This window comes from Streptomyces sp. PT12 (assembly GCF_003311645.1).
GTDB lineage: Bacteria > Actinomycetota > Actinomycetes > Streptomycetales > Streptomycetaceae > Streptomyces.
On record NZ_QEST01000014.1, the window covers coordinates 1 to 23,082 of the forward strand.

Below are 23,082 nucleotides of genomic sequence, written 5' to 3' on the forward strand. Positions count from 1 at the left end.
GGGTGGGCGTCCCGTGGAGCTGCCGACCTACCCGTTCCAACGCGACCGCTACTGGGTGCGGCGCGGCTCCGCCGGTGCCGGTGCCGTGGGCGAGGTCGGGCTGCGGCCCGCCGGGCATGAACTCCTGGGCGCCGCCGTCACCATGGCGGACGGCCGGGGCGTGTTGCTCACCGGCCGGCTGTCCCGGGCCGTTCAGCCCTGGCTCGCCGAACACCAGGTGGGCGGCGCGGTGTTGCTGCCCGGCACGGCGTTTGTCGATATGGCGATCCGCGCCGGGGACGAGGTGGGCTGCGGCCGCCTTGAGGAGCTGACGCTCCAGACGCCGCTGATCATCCCCGAGCGCGGCGGCGCCCGGCTCCAGGTCGTCGTCGGCGAGCCGGACGAGCAGGGCTTCCGCACCTTCTCCGTCTACAGCCGGGAGGACGACGCCGCCGACTTCGGCGAGGACGAGATCTGGACCTGCCACGCCACCGGCAGCCTCGTCGCCTCCGGTCGGCCGGATGTCGAGGAGCTGACGGTCTGGCCGCCGGCCAGCGCCGAGGAGATCGAACTCGTCGACTTCTACCCGAGGTTGGCCGAGTTCGGCACGGTCTACGGCCCGCTCTTCCAGGGGCTGCGGTCCGCCTGGCGGCGCGGCGATGAGATCTTCGCCGAGGTCGCCCTGCCCGACGGCACCGCGACCGGCGGCTTCGGCCTGCACCCGGCGCTGCTGGACGCGGCGATCCACCCGGTGGCGCTGCGGGTCGCCGACCCGACGCAGGCCGACGACCGGGCCTGGCTGCCGTTCGCCTTCAACGGCGTCGAACTGCATGCCTCCGGCGCCGCCATGCTGCGGGTCCGGATGACGCCCAAGGGCGGCGGCGTCGACACCATGGCGCTGACCGTCGCCGACGGTTCGGGCCAACTCGTCGCCACCGTCGACTCGTTGGTGCTGCGCCCCATGTCCAAGGACATCCCGAGGGAGGCGGTCGGCGGTTCCTACGCCCTGTTCCGTGTCGACTGGGTGCCGGCCGGCGAGCCGGCGGGCCAGGCCGCCGCCCGGGTCGCGACCGTGCGGGACGCGGCCGAGCTCGCGGCGCTCGCCGACGGGACGACACCCGAGCTGGTGATCTGCCCGGTGCCGGCCGATGTCGATGTGCGGGGCGCCATCGACCACACGCTGCCCCTGGTCAGGTCCTGGCTGGCCGAAACCCACTGGGGCGACGCCCAGATGGCGTTTGTCACCCGGCACGATGTGTCGGCGCACGCCTCGGTGTGGGGGCTGATCCGCTCCGCGCAGAGCGAGAACCCGGGCCGGTTCCTGCTGGTGGACTCCGACGCGGAGGCGCCCGCCGAGCGACGGATCGCCGAGGCCCTGGCCACCGGCGAGACCCAGCTGCGGCTGCGCGGCGACGGCACCCTGGTGCCCCGGCTGGCCCGGGTCGCCACCGCCGACACACTGGAGCCGCCGACCGAACGGGCCTGGGGCCTGTCGGTGCGCGGTGGCTCCGGCTCGCTGGAGGACCTGGAGCTGGCGCCGCTGCCCGCGCCGCGTCCGCTCGGCGCGGGCGAGGTCAGGGTCGCGGTGCGGGCCGCCGGGCTCAACTTCCGTGATGTGCTGACCGCGTTGGGCATGGTCCCGGCGCACGATGTCACCGCGCTGGGCGGCGAGGGCGCCGGCGTCGTGCTCGACGTCGGCCCCAAGGTCACCGGGCTGGCCCCGGGCGACCGGGTCTTCGGTATCATGCCGCAGGCCAACGCCACGGTCGCCACCACCGACTACCGGGTGCTGGTGCCGGTGCCCAAGGACTGGTCCTTCGAGGAGGCCGCCTCCGTGCCGGTGGTGTTCCTCACCGCCTGGATGGGTCTGGTCGAACTCGCCGACGTTCGCCCCGGCGAGCGGGTGCTGGTGCACGCCGGGGCCGGCGGCGTCGGCATGGCCGCGATCCAGCTGGCCCGCCATCTGGGCGCCGAGGTGTTCGCCACGGCTAGCCCGGGGAAGTGGGACGTGCTGCGCGGGCTCGGCCTGGACGACGCCCATATCGCCTCCTCCCGTTCCCTCGACTTCAGGGACGCCTTCCTCGCGGCCACCGACGGGCATGGAGTCGATGTCGTACTCAACTCCCTGGCCAGGGAGTTCGTGGACGCCTCGCTTGAGCTGATGCCGCGCGGCGGGCGCTTCCTGGAGATGGGCAAGACCGATATCCGCTCCGCCGACACCGTCACAGCGGGCCATCCCGGCGTCGACTACCGGGCGTTCGACCTGATGGAGTCGCCGGTCGACGCCATGGGCGGCTGGCTGCGGAAGGTGCTGGAACTCCTGGAGAGCGGCGCGCTGGAACGGCTGCCCGTCCGCTCCTGGGATGTGCGGCACGCGCCCGAGGCGTTCCGCTTCGTCAGCCAGGCCAAGCACATCGGCAAGGTGGTGCTGCGGGTGCCGCGCGGCTGGGAGCCCGAGGGCACCGTGCTGATCACCGGTGGCACCGGCACCCTCGGCCGCCTGGTGGCCCGCCATCTGGTGGTCCGGCACGGGGTGCGTCATCCGCTGATCGTCAGCCGCCGGGGCCCCGCCGCCGAGGGCGCGGCCGAACTCGTCGCGGAGCTGACCGAGTTGGGCGCCAAGCCGCGCATCGTGGCCTGCGATGTCTCCGACCGGGACGAGCTGGCGACCCTGCTGGCCTCGGTGCCGTCCGAGCATCCGCTGAACGGAGTGGTGCACACCGCCGGAGTGGTGGACGACGGCGTTGTCGGCTCGCTCACCACCGAACAGGTCGAGCGGGTCATCCGCGCCAAGGTCGATTCGGCCACCCATCTCGACGAGCTGACATCGGGCATGGACCTGTCGCAGTTCGTGCTCTACTCCTCCGTCTCCGGCCTGCTCGGCGGCGCCGGCCAGGCCAACTACGCGGCGGCCAACACCACACTGGACTCCATCGCGGTGCGCCGCCGCGAGCGGGGCCTGCCCGCCGTGTCGATGGCCTGGGGCCTGTGGGAGGCCGCCAGCGGGATGACGGCCGATCTGGGCGAGAGCGACCGGGCCAGGGTGGCCCGCGCCGGGCTGCGGCCGATGGCCTCCCAGGAGGCGCTGGCGCTCTTCGACGCGGCGATCACCAGCGACGAGCCGGTGGTGGCGCCCGTCCAACTGGACCTCGGCGCCGTCACATCGCTGGCCGCCGCCGGCGGGGTGCCGCATATGCTGCGCAACCTGGTGCGGGCCCCCGCCCGCCGGGCCGCCGGCAAGGCCACCACGGCCGCCGACGCGGAGAAGCTGCGTAGCCGGCTGGCCGGCGCCTCGGGCCCCGAGCGGCGCACCATCCTCACCAAGCTGGTGCGGGAGCAGGCCGCACTGGTGCTTGGCCACACCGATCTGGCGGGGATCGGCGCCGACCAGCCGTTCCGCGACGCCGGCTTCGACTCGCTGACGGCCGTGGAGCTCCGCAACCGGCTGACCACCGCCACCGGGGTACGGCTCGCCGCCACCACCGTCTTCGACTACCCGAAGCCGGTGGAGCTGGCGGAGTACCTGCTCACCGAGATGGCGCCCGAGGACGCCGCCGAACAGCGGGACGAGACTGACCTGTTCGAGGAGCGCTTCCGCGCCGCCCTGGCCGCCACCCCGGTGACCGCGTTCCGCGAGGCCGGCGTGCTGGGCATCGTCAGCCGCCTCGTCGGCCTGGAGGAAGCGGCGGGGGAGAAGCCGGCGGAGGAGAAGCGGGACGCGGCCGCCTCGCTGGCCACCATGGACGTGGCCGACCTCGTCAGCCGCGCCCTCAACAAGGGCTGACCGCACGGTGGTTCGGGTCGCCCGCGTCGGCCAACGCGCGGGCGACCCCGGGGTCCGAAGGTCTGGGGCCCGGCTGGGGAGGACCCCGGGCCGCCGCGCCCTCGCCGGCACCCAGAATCGCTGCTGTGGCCACCCAGGATCGCCCAGGGGTCCGGTGGCCGCGCGGGCCGTGCCCGCACGGACATCCGAAACCCACCAGGAAGACCAGGAGAAGACATGCCCGATGACGCCCAGCGCAAGGCAGTGGTGCTCGACTACTTCGAGCGGGTCAACGCAGGCGACGTTGACCAGGTGGTCAAGATGTTCTCCCCGTCCGCCAAGGTCGCCGACCCGGTGGGCTCGCCCACCGTCACCGGCACCGAGGAGCTGCGCGCCTACTTCCGGCGCGTCATCAACGAGTTCGGTACCAAGGACGTGCCGGGCGAGCCGATCGGCGCGCAGGACGGCGCCAGCGTCGCGATCCCGCTGAAGGCCACCATCAACAACCCGCTGGACCCCAAGGGTGGCCGGCTCGACGTCAATGTCATCTGTACGTTCCGGATCGGCGACGACGGCCTGATCGAGGAGATGAACGCCTACTGGGGCATGACGGACATCACGCCCCTGAGCTGACCTGAGCTGACCTGAGCTGAGCCCATTTCACGGGGCCGCCCCCGTCGCTCCCGCGCTCCCCACCGCTCGTTCCGTGCCGCTCACGCACCCCACGGAGTAGCTGCCATGTCTGCCCCGCGTGCCTCGTCCGCCCACGAGCCCACGGCTCGCCACGGCCGTGACCCCGGCCCGGCTGGCCCGCGTTCCGACGACGGCCGGGCCCCGCCCGGGGCGCGCCGACCCGCCGAAGCCCGCGCAGGGGAGCGCGGGCTCGCTCGGCACGCCGTACCCACGGCGCTCCACCAGCACGAGTCCCCGAAGCGGTTCCGAGAGCGGAGACAGCAATGACCACATCGCCCGAGCAACTCGTCGAGGCCCTCCGGGCGTCGCTGATGGAAGTGGAGAACCTGCGGCAGCAGAACGACGAACTGACCGCCGCCCTCAGCGAACCCGTCGCCATCGTCGGCATGGCCTGCCGCTACCCCGGCGGCGTGCGTTCCCCCGAGGACCTGTGGCGACTGGTGGTGGACGAGGTCGACGCCATCTCCGCGTTCCCCGGCGACCGGGGCTGGGACCTCGACGGGCTCTTCGACCCCGATCCGGAGAACGTCGGCACCAGCTACACCCAGGAGGGCGGCTTCGTCCAGGGCGCCGTCAACTTCGACGCCGAGTTCTTCCGGATCTCGCCCCGCGAGGCCCTGGCGATGGAACCGCAGCAGCGGGTGCTGCTCGAAGCCGCCTGGGAGGCCATCGAACGCGCCGGGATCGACGCCGCCACCCTCAAGGGCTCCAGGACCGGCGTCTTCATCGGCGCTGGCGCCCCCGGCTACGGCACTGACCTCGCCGAGATCCCCGAGGAGGCGCAGGGCTACACCCTCACCGGCATTGCGTCCAGCGTCATCTCGGGCCGCGTCTCCTACAGCCTCGGCCTGGAAGGCCCGGCCGTCACCGTCGACACCGCCTGCTCCTCGTCGCTGGTCGCGCTCCACCAGGCGGTGCAGGCGCTGCGGCAGGGCGAGTGCTCGCTGGCCCTGGCCGGCGGCGTCACCATCATGTCCAGCCCCGGCGTCTTCCAGGAGTTCAGCCGGCAGCGCGGACTCTCGCCCGACGGCCGCTGCAAGGCGTTCGCCTCGGCCGCCGACGGCACCGGCTGGTCCGAGGGCGTCGGCGTGCTGCTCGTCGAACGCCTCTCCGACGCGCGGCGCAACGGGCACCGGGTGCTGGCCGTGGTACGCGGCTCCGCCGTCAACCAGGACGGCGCGTCCAATGGTCTCACCGCGCCCAACGGACCGTCCCAACAGCGCGTGATCCGACAGGCGTTGGCCAACGCGCGGCTGACCGTCGACCAGGTCGACGCCGTCGAGGCCCATGGCACCGGCACCCGCCTGGGCGACCCCATCGAGGCCCAGGCACTGCTCGCCACCTACGGCCGACGTACCGCCACCGACCGGCCGCTGCGGCTCGGCTCCATCAAGTCCAACCTGGGCCACGCCCAGGCCGCGTCCGGAGTCGTCGGCGTCATCAAGATGGTGATGGCGCTTCACCACGGGCTGCTGCCCAAGACCCTCCATGTGGACGAGCCGACGCCGCATGTCGACTGGGAGTCAGGCGCGGTGCGGCTGCTCACCGAGGCCGAGCCCTGGCCGGAGACCGGCGAGGCCAGGCGCGCCGCCGTGTCGTCCTTCGGCGTCAGCGGCACCAACGCACACATCATCCTGGAACAGGGCGAGGCGCACGAGACCGCCGAACCGCCCCCGGTGCCGCCGACCGCCACCACCGACGTGGTGCCGTGGATCGTCTCCGGACGCGGCCCCGGTGGCCTCGCCCGGGTCGCCGAACAGCTCGCCGCCTTTGTCGACCGCGCCGACTCCACCGGGCCCCGCGAGATCGCCGCCGCACTCGACCGCCACCGCGCCGTGCTCGACCAGCGGGCCGTGGTCGTCGGCGCCTCCCGCACCGAACTCCTCGCCGGGCTGCGCGCGTTGGCCGCCGAGGAGCCGGCGCCGCAGCTGGTCGTCGGCGAGGGCTCGGCCGCCGCCCAACCGGTGTTCGTCTTCCCAGGGCAGGGCGCCCAGTGGTCCGGCATGGCCCTCGAACTGGCCGACGCCTTCCCGACGTTCGACGCCGCGCTCACCGAGTGCGGCACCGCGCTCGCCCCGTTCGTCGACTGGGACCTGCGGCAGGAACTCGCCGGCGACCTCGCCCGGGTCGATGTCGTCCAGCCCGCCTCCTGGGCCGTGATGGTGTCCCTGGCCCGGCTCTGGGAGTCGTTCGGCGTCACCCCGGCCGCCGTCGTCGGCCACTCCCAGGGCGAGATCGCCGCCGCCGTGGTCGCCGACGCGCTCAGCATCGAGGACGGCGCCCGCGTCGTCGCGCTGCGCAGCAAGGTCATCGCCGAAGGGCTCGCCGGGCGCGGCGGCATGGCGTCCGTCGCGCTGCCGGCCGCCACCGTCCAACAGCGCCTGGACGCCGACGGGCATGCCGAACTCCTCGCCGTCGCCGCCGTCAACGGCCCGTCCGCCACCGTGGTCTCCGGCGAACCCGCCGCCCTGGACGCCCTGATCGCCGCCTATGAGGCCGAGGAGGTGCGGGTCCGCCGGATCGCCGTCGACTACGCCTCGCACTCCCCGCATGTGGAGTCCATCCGCGACGAACTGCTCCGCGTCCTGGCCCCCGTCGCCCCCCGCTCCGCCCGCGTCCCGTTCTACTCCACCGTCGACGGCGGACTGATCGACGCCGCCGCGCTGGACGCCGACTACTGGGTGCGCAACCTTCGCGAGACCGTCGAATTCGCGCCCGTCGTCAGCGAGTTGATCGGCGAGGGCTTCAACTCCTTTGTCGAGTGCAGCGCCCACCCCGTGCTCGCCGTCGGCGTCGCGGACGCCGGCGCCGAGGCCGTCGTCGGCTCGCTGCGCCGGGGCGAGGGCGGTGCCGCGCGCTTTGTCACCTCGCTCGCCGAGGCGTTCGTCGGCGGCGTCCGCATCGACTGGACCCCGCTGCTCGGCACCCCGGCCACCGGCGATCTGCGCGGCCAACTGCCCACCTACCCATTCCAGGCTACCCGCTACTGGCTGGAGTCCGCCGCCCCCAAGGACACGGGCGGCGAGACCGACGAGACCAAGGCCCGGTTCTGGGCCGCCGTCGAGAACGAGGATCTGCCGGCGCTCGCCGACACCCTGGACCTGGAGCCCGACCAACTCCGCGAGGTGCTGCCCGCGTTGGCCGCCTGGCGGCGCCGCGCCGACGAGGACTTCGTCATCGACTCCTGGCGCTACCAGACCGCCTGGCGGCCCGTCACCGAACCCGCCAGGACCACCCTGGCCGGCACCTGGCTGCTGGCCGTCTCCGCCACCGGCGGCGAACAGCCCTGGCTGGCCGAGGCCGAGACCGCGCTGATCGAACACGGCGCCCGGGTCGCCCGCCTCAGCATCGACCCCACGGCCGACCGTGTCAGCCTCGCCACCACCCTGGCCGCCGAGTCGGCCGCCGTCCCCGATCTGACCGGCGTGCTGTCGCTGCTGCCGCTGGACGAGACCCCGCACCCCGAGTACCCGTCCACCGCACGCGGGTTCGCCGCCACCCTCACCCTGCTGCAGGCGCTCGCCGACACCGGCGTCGAAGCACCCCTGTGGTGCGCCACCAGCGGCGCCGTCTCCACCGGCGTTTCCGACCCGCTGACCAGCCCGACCCAGGCACAGACCTGGGGACTTGGCAGGGTCGCCGCCGAGGAGAGCCAGGACCGCTGGGGCGGCCTCGTCGATCTGCCAGCCACCCCCGAACCCCGCTCCCGCGCCCGGCTGGCCGCCGTCCTCGCCGGCCTCGACCACGAGGACCAGCTGGCCGTCCGCCGCTCCGGCGTCTATGCCCACCGCTTGGTGCGCGGCGCCTGGGGCGAGGGACGCGCGCCCCGTCCCTGGCGGCCCGAGGGCACCGCGCTGGTCACCGGCGGCACCGGCGCCCTCGGCGGCCATGTCGCCCGCTGGCTCGCCCGCGAGGGCGCCCCCCATCTGCTGCTGCTCAGCAGCCGAGGCCCCGACGCGCCCGGCGCCGCCCAGCTGGCCGCCGAACTCACCGCGTCGGGCTCCCGCGTCACCGTGGTGGCCTGCGATATCGCCGACCGCGACGCGCTGGCCGCCGTCATCGCCGACATCCCGGCCGAGCTGCCGCTGCGCACCGTGGTGCACACCGCCGCAGTGCTGGACGACGGCGTCATCGACTCCCTGACCCCCGCCCAACTGGAGCGGGTGGAACGGGTCAAGGTCCGCGGCGCCGCCCATCTGGACGAGCTGACGGCCGAACTCGACGTCTCCACCTTTGTGTTGTTCTCCTCGTTCGCCGGCCTCTTCGGCGTCGCCGGGCAGGGCAACTACGCCCCCGGCAACGCCTACCTCGACGCGCTGGCCCGCGCCCGCCGCGCCCGTGGCCTGCCCGCCACCTCCGTGGCCTGGGGCCACTGGGCCGGCGGCGGCATCGCCTCGGGCGACGCCGAGGAGCATCTGCGCCGCCGAGGCGGCGCCGAGATGGACCCGGAGACCGCGCTGCGCGCCTTCCGCAAGGTGCTCGACCACGACGAGACCGCCGTCGCCCTCGCCCATATCGAATGGGGCGGCCAGGCCGCCGGCGCGCCCACCGTCGACAGCCGCCCGCGCCCCTATCTGGGGGAGCTGGCCGAGGTCCGCCAGCTGCTGGCCGCCGCCGAACAGCGGCCCGCCACCGCCCCCGGCGCACCCGGCGAGAGCGGCGCGCTGCCCGACCGGCTGGCCCAACTCCCCAGGGGCGAACGGGAACGCGCCGTGCTCGACTTGGTCACCGGGCAGATCGCGGCCGTCCTCGGCCATGGCTCCCCGGAGGCGGTCGACGCTGGCCGCCCGTTCCGCGAGCTGGGCTTCGACTCCCTGACCTCCGTCGAGCTCCGCAACCGCCTCGGCGTGGACACCGGGCTCAAGCTGCCGGCCACCCTGGTCTTCGACCACCCCACGCCGCAGGCCCTCGCCGCCCATCTGCGCGGCCTCGTCCTCGAAGGTATCGAAGGACTCGACGACGGCGACGATCAGCCCGCTCTCGCCACCGCCCCCGCCCAAGCCGCCGCCACCGACGACGACCCCGTCGTCATCGTCGGCATGGCCTGTCGGCTGCCCGGCGGCGTCGACGACCCGGACGCGCTGTGGCAGCTGATCGTCGACGAACGCGACGCCGTCGGCGGGCTGCCCACCGACCGGGGCTGGAACGTTGACGGGCTGATCGAAGCCGGAGTCGACGTGCCCGGCATGCGCTATGTGCGGCAGGGCGGATTCCTGCGCGACGCCGCCTCGTTCGACGCCTCGTTCTTCGGTATCCCCGACCACGAGGCGCTGGCCATGGACCCGCAACACCGGCTGCTCCTCGAAATGTCCTGGGAGGCCGTCGAACGCGCCGGCGTCGCCCCCGGATCGCTGCGCGGCGAGCCCGTGGGCGTCTTTGTCGGCTCCTTCTCGCAGGGCTACTGGACGGGCCTCCAGGAGGTGCCGGACGAGAGCCGTCCGCACCTCAACGGCGGCGTCTCCCCGGCGCTGGCCGCCGGCCGCATCGCCTACACTCTCGGCCTCGAAGGCCCCGTGCTGACCCTGGACACCGGCTGCTCCTCGTCCTCCGTCGCACTGCATCTCGCCTGCCAGGCGGTACGGCAGGGCGACTGCGGGATGGCGCTGGTCGGCGGCGCGTCCGTGCTGGCCAACCCGGCGGTCTCCCCGGGCATGGGCGTCGGTGCCGCCGAGGACGGCCGCTGCAAGTCCTATGCGGAGGACGCCGACGGCACCGGCTGGGGCGAGGGCGCCGGCGTGCTGGTGGTGGAACGCCTCTCCACCGCGCGGGAGCGAGGCCACCGGGTGCTCGCCGTGATCCGGGGCACCGCCATCAACCACAACGGCGCGAGCAACGGCCTCGGCGCCCCCAACGGCCCTTCCCAGCAACGGATGTTGCGCCAGGCGCTGGCCAACGCCGGGCTGGGGCCCCACGAGATCGACGTCGTCGAGGGCCATGGCACCGGCACCGAACTGGGTGACGCCATCGAGGCGCAGGCCCTGATGTCGGTCTATGGCGCGGGTCGGGACGCCGACCGGCCGCTGTGGCTGGGCACCGTGAAGTCCAATATCGCGCATCCGCAGGCCGCCTCGGGCGTCATCGGCGTCATCAAGACGGTGCTCTGCATGCACCACGGGGTGCTGCCGCGACTGCTCCACTCCGACGAGCCGTCCAGCCGCGTCGAATGGTCCGAGGGCGGCGTGCGGCTGCTCACCAAGACCATCCCCTGGCCGGCGACCGGCCGACCCCGCCGCGCCGGCGTCTCCTCGTTCGGCGCCAGCGGCACCAAGGTCCATGTCATCCTCGAACAACCCGAAGAGACCGAGGAGTTGACGGCCTCTCATGCCGATGGTCGGCTGCTGCCGCTGCCGCTGACGGCCAGGGACGAGACGGCGCTGCGGCAGCAGGCCGCCCGGCTGCGGGCCAGGCTGCTGGCCGCGCCGGACACGGCGCTGGCCGACACCGCCTGGACCCAGGCGGTGGGCCGCACCCCGTTCGCCCACCGGGCGGTGCTGCTCACCGACGACCGGGCGGAACTGCTCGACGGTCTCGCCGCCATCGCCGACGGCGGCGACCATCCGGCCGTGCTGACCGGCGTCGCCCCCCGAGGGGAACGGGCCGCGGCCGTGCTCTGCGTCGGGGCCGGCGCCGTCCCCGTGGACATCGCCGCCCTCTACGCCCAACACCGGCCGTTCGCCGACGCGTTGGACGCGATCTGCGCCCAACTCGACCCGAAGCTGCCGACATCGGTGCTCGACACGCTGCTCAGCCCCGGCACCCCCGACGCCGGCGCGCCCGACAGCGGCTCCCCGCCCGGCCTTGCCGCCTCGTTCGCCGTCGAGTACGCCCTCTTCCGGCTGCTGCGGGAGTGGGAGGTGCCGGTGGCCTCCGTCGGCGGCCGTGGCCCGGGCGCCGTCGTCGCCGCGCTGGCCGCCGAGGCGCTCGATCCGGCCGACGGGGTCACGCTGCTGCTGACCCTGGCCGACGGGCGGGGCGTCACCGCGTCGACGCTGGCCGGCCTGGACTGGCGGGCGCCGCTGGCCCCCGTCACCCACCCGGTCACCGGCGATCCGGTCGACCCGGCCGAACTGCGGTCCGCCGCTTACTGGGACGCGGCCTGGTCGGCGCCCGAGCCAATCGCCCCGCCGACCACGGCGCACGCCGGTGTCCCCCTGCTGCTGGGCGGCACCGCCTCGGCGGACGAGCGGGCCCACGCGGCCCCCGTCGCGGGCCCGCACCCCGACCGAGCGCTGCTGACCGCGCTGGCCCGGCTGCACACCGCCGGCGTTCCGCTGGACTGGCGCCGGGTATTCGCCGACGTGCCAGCGGGCGCCGTCGACCTGCCGACCTACCCCTTCCAGCGGGAGCGCTACTGGCTCCACACCTCGCTGGCCGGGCTCCCCGACACCGTCGTCGCGGCGGGCTGACCCCATCCCCACCGGCCCCGGGCGCACGGCGCCAACAGGCGCCCGGGGCCGACCCAAGGAGTGAGGAAGAACCCCATGGCACTCGCCCACGACTCAGGTGACCTGTGGATACGCGGCTTCGGAGCGGAGTACTCCAGCGGTCGGCTGCGGCTGCTCTGCTTCCCGCACGCTGGCGGCGCGGCCTGGTTCTACTATCCGCTGGCCGCCCGCCTCGGCGGCGTCGACGGCGTCGCCGACGTGCGGGCGGTGCAGTACCCGGGCCGTCAGGACCGGCTCAACGAGACGCCGCTGACCAGCATCGAGGCGCTGGCCGACCGGATCTTCGAGGAGCTGCGACAGGGCGGCGGCGAGCAGCCGCTGGTGCTCTTCGGGCACAGCATGGGAGCCGTCATCGCCTACGAGGTGGCGCGCCGCCTGGAGGCCGAGACCGATATCCCGCTCCTCGGGCTGATCGCCTCCGGCCGCCGCGCGCCCTCCGTACACGTTCCCGACACGGTGCACCAGCGTGGCGACGCCGAACTGATCGACGCGCTACGGGAACTCAGCGGCACCGCCTCCAGCCTGCTGGAGGACCAGGAGGTGCTGGAGATGATCCTGCCGGCACTGCGGGCCGACTACCGCGCCGTGGAGAGCTACCGCCACCGCGCAGGGCGTGAACTCGACTGCCCCGTCACGGCGTTGGTCGGCGTCGACGACGCAAGGGCGCCCGTCGAACAGATGGCGCCCTGGGGCCGCCACACCACCGCCGCCTTCGATCTGCGGGTCTTCCCCGGCGGCCACTTCTACCTCAGCGAGCAGTGGTCCCAGGTCGCCGACGCCGTCGCCGCCAGCATCGCCGCGTTCGAACACCGGGCCGGCGCCGCCACCCGCTGACGGGGCGGATGGGGAAAGGGGCGGATCCCTGGCCGTGGGCGCCCACGGCCAGGGATCCGGTCTGTGCGGGCCCGTTAGGCGGGCCCGAGCTGGGAGGCGAGATCGGTCTCCAGAACGTCGATCGCCCGGTCGATGATCAGCCGCAGATCCTCGGGACGCTCCTGGGAGGCCCAGTACATCAACGTCTCCCTGAACCCGCCGATCACGGCGCCGACAAAGACCCGCAGCTCCAGGCTGTCGATGGGATAGCCGGTGCGCTCCGATAGGGCCCTGGTCAGATACTCCGTTGTCGTCGCCAGGTTCTCCTGCATCCGGGACCTGAGCGCCGGCACCGTCGCGATCAGCCGCATCCGCTGCTCCACCTTGGCGAACGCCTCCGGCTGCTCCGAAAGCCGCGCCAACGTCTCGTGGATCGCCGCCCGCAGCGCCGTCAACGGCGCCTCCTCCGCTGGCCGGGCCAGCATCGCGGCCTCCATCACGGGCTCCACCCGCCCCGAACCCTCGGAGAGCACGATGTCCTCCTTGGTCGGGAAGTAGCGGAACACGGTGCTGACGGAGACCTCGGCTGCCTCGGCGATCTGATCCACCCGGGTCGCGTCATAGCCGCGCTCGGCGAAGAGCCGGTAGGCGGCGTCCCAGATCGCCTGGCGGGTACGGAGCTTCTTCCGCTCCCGCAGATCCGTTCTGGGACCGGAAACGGCGGGGGTGTGCGGTACGGACGTGGCACTCATGCGGCTTATTCTTCGCGCTCGGAGTCGCCGCTGGCCAGGCCGGCACCGCCGACGGACTTGGCCGCGCCCGGCTCGCCGTCCCGAGGGGCGCTCACCGTCGCACCGTCCGAGCCCCCGCCGTCGCTCTCCGATGACGGCTCCTTCGACGGCTCATCGGCCCGCTCCGGCGGGCGGGACGGCAGCAGCAGCCCGGCGAGCAGCGCCGTCACCAGCGCGGCACCCGCGCTCACCAACAGGCTCAGGCTCATTCCGTCCATAAAGGCCGAGTTGGCCGAATCAACCAGGCCAGCCCCGGCCGTGCCGCCGATCTCGTCGGCGACCAGATGCGCCGCCACCACCGAGTGGCCGACCACATCCGCCGCGGCCTCCGGAAGACCGTCGACCGACAGCCGGTTCTGGTACGTCTGCGTCAACAGGCTGCCCAGCAGCGCCACTCCGATCGCGCTGCCCAGCTGCCGGGTGGTCATCAACATGCCCGAGCCGACGCCAGCCCGGTCCGACGGCAGATGTTCAAGCGCCGTGTCCATCGCGGGCACCAGCGCTAGGCCCGCGCCCACGCCGGTGATGGTCAGCCAGGTCGCCGTCAGGCCATAGCCCGAACCCGCCTCCGTGGTGCTGCCGACGATGCCGGCCGCCGCCAGCACCACCAGACCGGCCACGATCACCGCCCGCGCGCCCAGCGCCCGCTGCAACGGCACCACGATCCGCGTGCCGACCAGCAACCCGCCCATCATCGGCATCAGTTGCACGCCCGTCGTCATCGCGTCCGCGCCTCGCACGGCCTGCAGATACTGCGGGACGACAAAGAGCAGACCCGTCATGATCATGGTGACCAGGGCGACCGTGACGGTGTTCCACGCGAAGCCCCGGTTCCGCAGCAGGCCCACGTCGAGCATCGGATGGTCCCGCTTGCGCTCCCGCAGCACCAGGCCCGCCAGGATCGGCACCGAGCCGATCAGCGTCCCGATGACCAGCGGATCGTCCCAGCCCCGGCTCGGACCCTCGATGACGCCGAAGACCAGCGTGGCCAGGCCGGCCACCGCCAGCACCGAACTGATCGCGTCCACCCTGGGCGCCGCCGGGTCCTTGGACTCCGGCAGCAGCAGCACACAGGCGAGCACGCCCGCCGCCGCCATCGGCACATTGACCAGGAAGATCGAGCCCCACCAGTAGTGGTCGAGCAACCAGCCACCCACCAGCGGGCCCAGCGGCATGCCCGCCGCCAGCGCCGCGCCGAGCGCCGCGACCGCCTTGGCCCGCTCACCCGGGCCGAAGAGGGTGGGCACCACGGACAGGGCCAGCGGAGCGACCAGCGCCGCACCGAGCCCCATCACCGCGCGCGCCGCGATCAGCGGCTCCGCGCTGTCCACCAGCGCGCCGACGGCCGAGCCGGCCAGCAGCGCGGTGAGGCCGACGATCAGCATCCTGCGGCGCCCGAACCGGTCACCCAACAGGCCCGCCGGCAACATCGCGGCGGCGAAGACGACCAGGAACGCGTCGACGATCCACTGCTGCTGGGTGGTGCTCGCCTCAAGATCGGCCGCCAGCGTGGGGAGGGCGACGTTCAGGATCGTGATGTCGAAGCTCAGCACCAGGGCGGACGCGACCAGCGCGCCAAGCGCCCACCAGCGGCGCGGGTTGTCGTACCGCTCCTCGGAGGGCGGGTCGTGTTCGGCACTCATGACACACCTCATTCGGAAGTCACTCTTATTAGAGAGTAACTGTCAAAAATGAGTCGCTGTCAAGTCCTGCGGTCCGCTTCAACGTTGCCCCGCGGCTCCCACTGCTACGACCACGCCGGCTGACCGCGGCCCTCCCGCCCCGCACGGCCCCGGCCCTCCTTGGCCCGGCGTGCCCCTCGGCCCGGCCCCCCGGGGGGACGGGGCCGCGCCGCCGGACCCCGAGTGCCTGCTGCGCGCCTGCCTGGACACCGGCGCGGTCACCGGACTCACCGGACTCACCGGAGCCTTCGCCGCGTTGCCGTTCTCCTCCCGCGTGCTGTGGGGGAAGCCAGCCTCCGCCCTGCACAGCGCCGCCGAGGCGACCGCCGCCGCACGCCCGGACCTCGCGGAGGCCGCGTGGCGGGTGACCGCGGCGCTGCTGGAGTCCCCTCCCCTGCGCGCGGTCTCCGGGCGCACCGCCGAGGGCCGTTTCCGCCGCCGCAGTTGCTGCCTCTACTACCGCGCGGCGCCGGGGAAGGCCGGGCCGGTGTGCGGCGACTGCGTCCTGACCCCGGTGCGAAGGCCACGGGAGTCCGCATGAGCGAACGCCCGGAGCCGGTCCGCGTCGGCCTGGACGGCAGGACCGTGGTGGTGCTGTCCGAGGAGGAGGACGCGAGCCTGGCGCAGACGCGTCGGCAGGTGGGCAGTCAGAACGCCCGGATGCACGTGCTCCGGGGCGAGTTGCGGGCCGCCCGGGAGTTACTCGCCGCCGCCGAGGCGGCGCTGCGCGCGAGGGGCGAGGGAGGGGAGTGCGCGGGCGCCTGCCCGCCGGAGGGCGCGGCGGCGGGCCTCGCCTGCCTTCCGTGCCGCATCCGGGCCGCGCTTCCGTCGGCGGGCAGGGCTACGGGTGGTCAACCCGCGGCCCGGCTGGGGCTCACCAGATCTCGGTCCAGGTGAAGGCGACCTCGTCGCCCTCCTCCAGCAGGAACTGGCAGCCGCCGACCGGGGTCGGGGTGCCGTTCACGCTGATCTCGTAGAAGTGGTCGGCGTCCTGGCTGTAGCCGTCGATGGTGGTGACGAGGTAGTCGTCGAAGGAGCTGTACCAGACGCCGGCCCAGTCGAAGTTGTTGTCGTCCGCTGCGTCGTCCAGGGCGGCCGTGGGGGTGGCCCCGGCCGTGGGGTTGGCGCCGTTGTTGGTGCCGTCGCACGGGTGGTTGCCGCCGGTGACCGGGGTGACGGTGTGGCCGGTGGTGGTGACCTCGTCGTCGAAGATGACGCCCGAGGGGCCGGTGAGCGTGAGGGTGACGGTCACCGGGTCGGCCGCGGCGGCGGGGGTGACCGCGAAGGCGGTGAACGCCAGTCCGGCCGTCGCGGCGGCGGCGAGGGCGGTGGCGGCGCGGCGGGTCCTGGTTGCGGGCATGGCTGATCTCCTCGTTGACGAAGATGACGAAGGGTGAGGGGGGTGATGCGGGGAGGTGCCGGGGTAGTGCGGGTGGCGGCGGCCGGGGACCGGCCGCCGCCGGTCAGCGCGCGGCCCGGCGGCGGCGCGCGACGAGATGGACGGCCGTGCCGCAGGCCAGCAGGGCCGCGGCTCCGCCGACGAGGGGCAGCGCCGCGGCGCCGGTGGCGGCCAGACCGCCGCCCGAACCGCCCTGCGGGGCGGGGTCGTTGCCGCCAGCCGGGCTGGCCGCGTCCGTGCCGTCGGCCGAGGCGCCCTGCGCGGAGCCGCCGCCGGAGGCGCCGGGCGGGCCGGAGGTGCCCGGCGCGACGTCCCCGCCGTCCGCGCCCTCGGCCGCGCCCTCGGCCGCGCCCTGGGCGGCGCCGCCCGAGGATCCCTCGGACGCCCCGTCCGTGGTCCCGTCGGCCGTTCCCTCGCTGCCGCCCTCGCTCGCGCCCTGCGGGTCGCCCGGGGTCCCGGGGCCGCCGCCGCCCGGGGAGCAGTCGATGGGGGCGGCGCCGGGCGCGGGGTCCGCGGCGTCGATGTCGCCCAGGGGAACTCCCGCCAGGGCGGGGATCACCTGCGCGGTGGCGCGCAGCGCCATGCCGTCCGCGACCGGCTCCATGTAGCCGACCGCGCCCCGGTCGGCGGCCGGCCCGGCGCAGCCGACCTGCATCGAGCGCAGCCAGGCGATGCCCTCTCCGGCGGCCTCCTCGCGATCCCCGGCGACGAGGGCCTGAACGGCGAGCGCGGTGGAGTTGGAGTTGGGGTCGCTGGTGGCGTCGTAGCCGAAGCCGCCGTTCTCGCGTTGGCCGGCCTCCAGCCAGTCCAGGGCGGGCTCGGCGTCGGCGGTGCGGCCCACGGCCAGCAGCGCCTGGACGGCGAGGCCGGTGGAGTCGGTGTCGGAGGTGCACCGGCTGGGATTGCGGCGCAGCGAGAGCGGGTAGCCGCCGTCCGCGCAGCGGGTGGAGGCCAGGAAGTCCACGGCCGCCCCGGGCACGTCCCCGGTCCGGTCGAGGGCCAGGACGGCGAGGGACTGGGTGAACTGGTTGGACATGTCCCCGGTGGGCCCGGCGTCGGTGAAACGTCCGGTGTCCTGGAGGCGGCCCAACAGCAGGCCGGTGAGGTCGTGCCCGCCGAAGTCGGACGGGTCCCGGTGCTCGGCGGCGGCGACCAGTGCGAGCTTGGCGGTCCCGCCGGCGAAGACCGTGCCGCTGTCGGGGGCGCCGCGGGTGATGTAGTCGCCGGCGTTCGCGGCCAGCCAGTCGGTCGCGGCCCGCTGGGCGTCGCCCGCGGTGCCGGTGGCGGCCAGGCCCAGGACGATGTCGGCGGTCAGGCCGTGGTCGCCCGAGGCGTGGGTGCCCTCGGTGAGGCGGGAGACGGACCAGGCGGCAGCGGCGGCGGCCGGGTTCTCGATTCCGTCCGGGGCCTGGGTCCCGGACGCGGCGTCGGCGCCCGCGGCGGTGCCCGTCAGGGCCAGGGCCGCCGAGGCGAGGAGGGTGGCGGGTAGCAGGGCCGCCGCGGCGCGCCGCAGGGGTCTGTCCATCGGGTGAGTGCTCTTTCGTCGCTTGGTGCGGGTGATCCGGCGCCGGTCACGGCCGCGGCGGCCCGCGGGGGGCGGGAGCCGAAGCGGACCGGGGTGGTGAAGGCGGCGCGCCGGGCGGCGCGGCGCAGGGTGGTCAGCACGGCGGGACCCAGGGCGCAGACGGTCAGGACGTTGGTCAGCGCCCGGCCGGTGTCCCAGCCGAAGGTCGAGGTCGCCAGGGTGTAGAGGAGGAAGATGTGCAGGTTCTCGGTCCAGCTGGCCTCCGGGTCGATGGACAGCTCGGTGCCGGGACCGGTGGCGTAGGGCCAGAACCAGAGGTTCATCACCAGGCCGAAGGCGTACGCCGCCAGGGCTCCGTAACAGGCCAGCAGGGCGATCTCGGCCCGGCCCGAGGGGCGGCGGGGAAGCAGCCCGGCGCCCAGGCCCACCCAGCCGGCGGCCATCATCTGGAACGGCAGCCACGGCCCCACGCCGGCCGTCAGCAGCGCGGAGGCGAACAGCGAGACGGCGCCCAGGGCGAAGCCGAAGCCGGGGCCGAAGACGCGCCCGGCGAGGATAAGCAGGAAGAACACCGTCTCGATCCCGGCGGTTCCGGCGCCCAGGGGCCGCAGCGCGGCGTTGACGGCGGCCAGGACGCCCAGGAGCGCCAGGGTCCTGGGGTCGATGCCGCCCTCGGACATCTCGGCCAGGACGAGGCCGAGCACGACCGGCAGCAGCAGCACGAACAGCATCGGGGCGTGCCCGGCGTGCGCCATGGCCTGCGGCTCGGGGGGATTGAGCAGCGGCCAGCAGAACATGGCCAGCCCGATGAGGCTCGCGAGGGCGAGGACGGCGGCTGCGCGGGGGCCCACCCGCAGGGCGGTCGTTCTCGGCGGCAGCGCGAGCGGGGGCCCGGGCGTGAGCCGGGAGGGCGGCGGGGTCATCGGACGGCCTCCGGTGCGGGGGGCGCGGTCCGGGCGCGGGCGACCTGGTCGGGGGTCAGCCAGGGCAGCGGGCGCAGGACCTTGGCGACCTGGGGGGCGAAGGCAGGCGAGGAGCACAGGACGCGGTCGGTGGGGCCGTCGGCGACGATCTCGCCCTCGGCCAGCACGGTGACCCGGTCGGCGGTGGCGGCGGCGAACTCCACGTCGTGCGTGGCGATCAGGACCGAGCCGCCCTCGGCCGCGAGGCCGCGCACGATCCGGCCGAAGGCGCGCTTGGCGTGGTAGTCCAGGCCGCGGGTCGGCTCGTCCAGCAGCATCACCCGGGGCGCCGCCGTCAGTTGCACGGCGAGCACCAGGGCCAGGCGCTGGCCCTCGGACAGGTCCCTGGGGTGGTGTCCGCCGGGAACGCCGGGGGCGAGGCGGTCGAGCAGGGCGCGGCAGGTGCCGGGCGCGGCCTGGGATTCGGCGTCGGCCTGGGCGCACTCCTCGTCCACGGTGTGCAGGTAGAGGAGGTCGGCCGCGGACTGCGGCACGAGGCCGACGAGGGCACGCGCCCGGTGGGCGGGCAGCGCGCCGGGGTCGGCGCCGGCCACCGCCACGGCGCCGGAGCGGCGCGGCCCCGAGCCCTGGAGCGCCCACAGCAGCGAGGACTTGCCGGAGCCGTTGCGTCCCATCAGCGCCGTGACCTCGCCGACCCACAGGGTCAGGTCGAGCGCGCGCACGGCCACGGCCGTTCCGTAGGCGACGGTGACCTTGCGCGCGGACAGGGCGGGCTCGCCGGTGCCGTGGGCGGCGACGGCCGGGGGCGGGGGGACGCTCTCCAGGCGCCGCCGCAGCTCGGGGGCGTGGCGGCGGGCGTCGCGCACGGACAGCGGCAGGGGCCGCCAGCCGGCCAGGCGCCCGAGGTGAACGACCGGCGGCGCCACCTCGGAGTCCGTCATCAGGTCCGCGGGGGTGCCGTCGCGGACGGTGCCGTCGCCGGGGAGGTACAGCAGGCGGTCGGCGTACTGGAGAACGCGCTCCATCCGGTGTTCGGCGATGAGCACGGTGGTGCCCAGGTCGTGCACCAGGCGCAGCACGGCCGCCAGGACCTCCTCGGCCGCGGTGGGGTCGAGGGCGGAAGTGGGCTCGTCGAGGACGAGGACGGAGGGGTGCGCGGCGAGCACGGACCCGATGGCCACCCGCTGCTGCTGTCCGCCCGAGAGGGCGCGCAGCGGGCGGTGGCGCAGGTCCGCGATGCCCAGCAGGTCGAGGGTCTCCTCCACCCGCTTGCGCATCGCGTCCGGGTCGATGGCCAACTGCTCCATGCCGTAAGCGAGTTCTTCCTCGACGGTGTCGGTGACGAAGCCGGCCAGGGGGTCCTGGCCGACCATGCCGACCAGCCGGGCGAACTCCTGCGGCGGGTGGCTCTCGGTGCCCTGGCCGGCGACGGTGACCCGCCCGGTGAGGGTGCCGCCCGTGAACCGGGGCACCAGGCCGTTGACGGTGCCCAGCAGGGTGGACTTGCCCGAGCCGGTGCGGCCGGCGATCAGGCACAGCTCGCCCTCGCCGATCCGCATGTCCACGCCGGCCAGGGCAGGGCGTTCGCTGCCGTGGTAGGCGAAGCCGACCTCCTCGAACGCGATCACGCGGCGGCCTCCTTCGGACTCGGTGTGGGCGCGGGCCTCGCCCGCCGGGGCGGCGTCTCCGGCGTCTCCCGATGTCCGGGCGGCCCCGGCGGCGCCGCCGGGGCCGGGCTGAGGAGAGCCGGGAGCAGGCCGGTGAGGACGGCGAGCAGCGGAAGGGGCGAGACCTCCGGCCAGGACAGGGGGGTCAGGGACGGGTAGAGGCCAGCCGGGTTGGTGCGCGTGGACAGGGACATCAGCGCGGCGGCGGCCAGCCCGGAGGCGGCGGTGAGGAGTTCACCGGCACGCCAGCGGTCGGGACGGTAGGAGCTGCGCCGTACCCGCCGCCCGCCCAGGGCGAAGCCGGCCACGCCGATGGCGACGCCGGCCAGCAGCAGCGGCAGGCCCAGGTAGCGGGGGGCGGAGGAGTCCAGCAGCCCGTACAGGCCGGCCGCGATGCCCAGCAGCCCGCCGATGACCAGCGCCCCGACCGCCAGGCGCGCCCGCGCCGGGACGCCGCCGGTGCGGCCGTAGCCCCGGGAGGCCATGGCGGCGGCCAGGGCCAGGGAGCGGTTGAGCGCGTCCTCCAGCACCGGCACGGCGATGCCGCGCAGCGCCCGCCGCCCCTTCTCCGCGCCGCCGCGCAGGCGCCGCGCGCGGCGCACCCGCTGGACGCTCTCCACGAGTTGGGGGGCGACGGTCAGGGCGACCACCACGGAGGTGCCGACCTCGTACAGGGCGCCCGGCATGGCCTTGAGCATCCGCTTGGGGTTGGCCAGGGCGTTGGCCGCGCCGACGCACACCACCATGGCGGCGAGCTGGAGGCCGTCGTAGAACCCGCCCAGCACCTCCTCCGCCGCGACGGGGCCCAGCAGCCGGATGCCGGCCGCCGCCTCGGGGAGGGGGATCTCGGGCAGGGTGACCAGGATGGTCTCGCCCCGCCCGCCGCCGAAGACCACGCGGAAGGCGATCCGCGTGATCACGATGACCGCGCCGAAGAGCAGGTACATCCGGAACGACAGCGCCCAGGGCGCGTCGGTGCGGCGCAGCACCACGACGCAGCCGGCGACGGCGACGAGGAGGGCCAGGAGGACGGGGTTGGTCGTCCGGCTCGCGGCCACGGCCAGGCCCAGCGCCCACAGCCACCAGGCGCCGGGATGCAGGGCGCGGGGAAGCGGCCGGGCCCAGGCGCGGGGACGCCGGCCGGGCGGGCCGGAGCGTGCTTCCGCGGCAGGGGCGCCCGTCACGGCGCCTCCCCGCCGCCCGCCGCCCGGCGGCGGCGCCACGCGGCCAGGCCACCGCCGGCCGCCAACGCGAGGACGAGGCCGAGCGCGGCCAGCGTGAACAGCGGCGGGCCGCCGCCGTCCTCCCGGGCGGCGCGCTCCCGCTCGAACCGCTCGTCCTCCCCGGACCATTCGGCGGCCTCGGTCGGCGCGGGGCCGGGCTCCCCGGCGGCGCCTTCCGCCGCCCCGGCCTCCTCGTCCGCGCCGGACGCGCTGTCCTCGGCGTTCTCCTCGTCCGGCTCCCGCGACGCGTCGTCCGGACCGTCCTCCTCCTCTGGCTCGCCCTCCTCCGGCTCGCCCTCATCCGGGCTCGCCCCGCCTGGCTGCCCGCCCTGGCCACCGGCCGCGCCCGTGGCACTGCCGCCGCCCGGACCGGACGCGCCGGAGCCGCCGTTGTCGCCGCCGGAGTCGCCTCCGCCCGAGCCGCCGGAGCCGCCTCCGGGCGCGCTCCCGCCGCCGCCGTCGTCACCTCCGCCGCCTCCGCCGCCTCCGCCGCCTCCGCCGCCTCCGCCGCCTCCGCCGGACCCGTCGCCGGGCGCGGGGCGGACGGGGGCCACCCCAGGCGGGGGCGACTCGCCCTGCTCCTGGTCCAGCGAGAAGGACCAGCCCTCGAACGTCCCCGGCACGGGCGTGCGGTAGGTGGCGCCGCGCTGGCTGTACGCCCAGGAACCGCCGTTCTCCGCGTGCCAATAGGACCAGTAGGCGGAGGCCGGCGGGGTGTCCACGCACGGCTCGCGGTCCGGCCCGGGGCGGCCGTTGATCCGGCAGACGAAGGAGTCGCCCCAGCGGTTGGTGCCCGCCGTCTCGAAGCCGGCGCCGCGCAGGGCCGCCAGGCCGTCCGTCGGCGCGCCCGGCGCGCAGCGAACCACCCGGCCGCCGCCCAGCGCGCCGAAGTCCACCACGACGGTGACGCCGGAGGTCCCTGGGCAGAAGCCGGGCGTCCCGGCCGCCGGCCGCGCGAGCGCCTGAGCGCTGGCGGGCGGCAGCAGCGCGTGGAGGAGAAGCAGAAGCGCGGCGAGGGCGCCGGCGCGGAGCGTGGCGGGGACACCTTCGGCGCGGGGCATCGCGGGCCTTTCCGTGGGGCAGCACGAACCCCGCGGAACGCCCCTGGGCATCGGAAAACCCCTGGCGCGCGTTCGGTGACGAAAGCGTGCGGCAGGGGCCGACGGGCCGGAGGGCCGA

At 74.9% G+C, this 23,082-nt stretch carries 13 protein-coding genes and 1 pseudogene; 6 read left to right on the plus strand and 8 right to left on the minus strand.

What is annotated here, in order from left to right; genetic code table 11:
* Positions 1-13 precede the first annotated feature (13 nt).
* The 4 genes from DEH69_RS00770 (at position 14) to DEH69_RS00785 (ending at position 12,714) form a co-directional block, all read left to right on the plus strand.
* Complete coding sequence (locus DEH69_RS00770) at positions 14-3,763, plus strand: SDR family NAD(P)-dependent oxidoreductase (RefSeq protein WP_113684896.1); 3,750 nt, start codon at positions 14-16, stop codon at positions 3,761-3,763.
* 216 nt (positions 3,764-3,979) lie between these two features.
* Positions 3,980-4,375, plus strand: a complete 396-nt coding sequence (locus DEH69_RS00775; protein ID WP_062218062.1) for a nuclear transport factor 2 family protein — start codon at positions 3,980-3,982, stop codon at positions 4,373-4,375.
* A gap of 323 nt (positions 4,376-4,698) precedes the next feature.
* Entirely contained in the window at positions 4,699-11,841 is a 7,143-nt protein-coding gene (locus DEH69_RS00780; protein ID WP_113684897.1) for a type I polyketide synthase, read from the plus strand.
* Between the two features lie 75 nt (positions 11,842-11,916).
* Positions 11,917-12,714 (plus strand): thioesterase II family protein, encoded by a 798-nt coding sequence (locus tag DEH69_RS00785; protein WP_113684898.1) that lies wholly within the window; start codon positions 11,917-11,919, stop codon positions 12,712-12,714.
* A gap of 74 nt (positions 12,715-12,788) precedes the next feature.
* On the opposite strand, the gene DEH69_RS00790 is transcribed toward DEH69_RS00785, so the two are convergent.
* Both DEH69_RS00790 and DEH69_RS00795 read right to left on the minus strand, forming a co-directional pair.
* The gene (locus DEH69_RS00790) at positions 12,789-13,445 is read right to left on the minus strand and encodes a TetR/AcrR family transcriptional regulator (RefSeq protein ID WP_113684899.1); all 657 of its coding nucleotides are present in this window, start codon (positions 13,443-13,445) and stop codon (positions 12,789-12,791) included.
* 5 nt (positions 13,446-13,450) lie between these two features.
* Positions 13,451-15,142: pseudogene (locus DEH69_RS00795) on the minus strand (MFS transporter); the annotation flags it as partial.
* 154 nt (positions 15,143-15,296) lie between these two features.
* On the opposite strand from DEH69_RS00795, the gene DEH69_RS00800 reads away from it, so the two are divergent.
* A complete protein-coding gene (locus tag DEH69_RS00800) occupies positions 15,297-15,707 on the plus strand; it encodes a (2Fe-2S)-binding protein (RefSeq protein ID WP_113684901.1) in 411 nt (136 codons plus the stop codon).
* Complete coding sequence (locus DEH69_RS00805; protein ID WP_113684902.1) at positions 15,704-16,063, plus strand: hypothetical protein; 360 nt, start codon at positions 15,704-15,706, stop codon at positions 16,061-16,063. Before DEH69_RS00800 ends, DEH69_RS00805 begins: the two co-directional genes overlap by 4 nt.
* Here the strand turns inward: DEH69_RS00805 and DEH69_RS00810 are convergent.
* The 6 genes from DEH69_RS00810 to DEH69_RS32260 all read right to left on the minus strand — a co-directional run bounded on the left by DEH69_RS00810 (position 16,041) and on the right by DEH69_RS32260 (position 22,964).
* Complete coding sequence (locus DEH69_RS00810; protein WP_113684903.1) at positions 16,041-16,526, minus strand: DUF4430 domain-containing protein; 486 nt, start codon at positions 16,524-16,526, stop codon at positions 16,041-16,043. The genes DEH69_RS00805 and DEH69_RS00810 overlap by 23 nt on opposite strands.
* Before the next feature lie 103 nt (positions 16,527-16,629).
* A complete protein-coding gene (locus tag DEH69_RS00815) occupies positions 16,630-18,090 on the minus strand; it encodes a prenyltransferase/squalene oxidase repeat-containing protein (protein WP_113684904.1) in 1,461 nt (486 codons plus the stop codon).
* Positions 18,015-19,013, minus strand: coding sequence for an ECF transporter S component (locus tag DEH69_RS00820; protein ID WP_113684905.1), 999 nt, complete (start codon positions 19,011-19,013; stop codon positions 18,015-18,017). Before DEH69_RS00820 ends, DEH69_RS00815 begins: the two co-directional genes overlap by 76 nt.
* Positions 19,010-20,641 (minus strand): ABC transporter ATP-binding protein, encoded by a 1,632-nt coding sequence (locus DEH69_RS00825; RefSeq protein WP_220131156.1) that lies wholly within the window; start codon positions 20,639-20,641, stop codon positions 19,010-19,012. Before DEH69_RS00825 ends, DEH69_RS00820 begins: the two co-directional genes overlap by 4 nt.
* Complete coding sequence (locus DEH69_RS33315; protein ID WP_113685112.1) at positions 20,638-21,864, minus strand: CbiQ family ECF transporter T component; 1,227 nt, start codon at positions 21,862-21,864, stop codon at positions 20,638-20,640. The genes DEH69_RS00825 and DEH69_RS33315 overlap by 4 nt, the downstream gene beginning before the upstream one ends.
* The gene (locus DEH69_RS32260; protein ID WP_113684906.1) at positions 21,861-22,964 is read right to left on the minus strand and encodes a hypothetical protein; all 1,104 of its coding nucleotides are present in this window, start codon (positions 22,962-22,964) and stop codon (positions 21,861-21,863) included. Before DEH69_RS32260 ends, DEH69_RS33315 begins: the two co-directional genes overlap by 4 nt.
* Positions 22,965-23,082 lie beyond the last annotated feature (118 nt).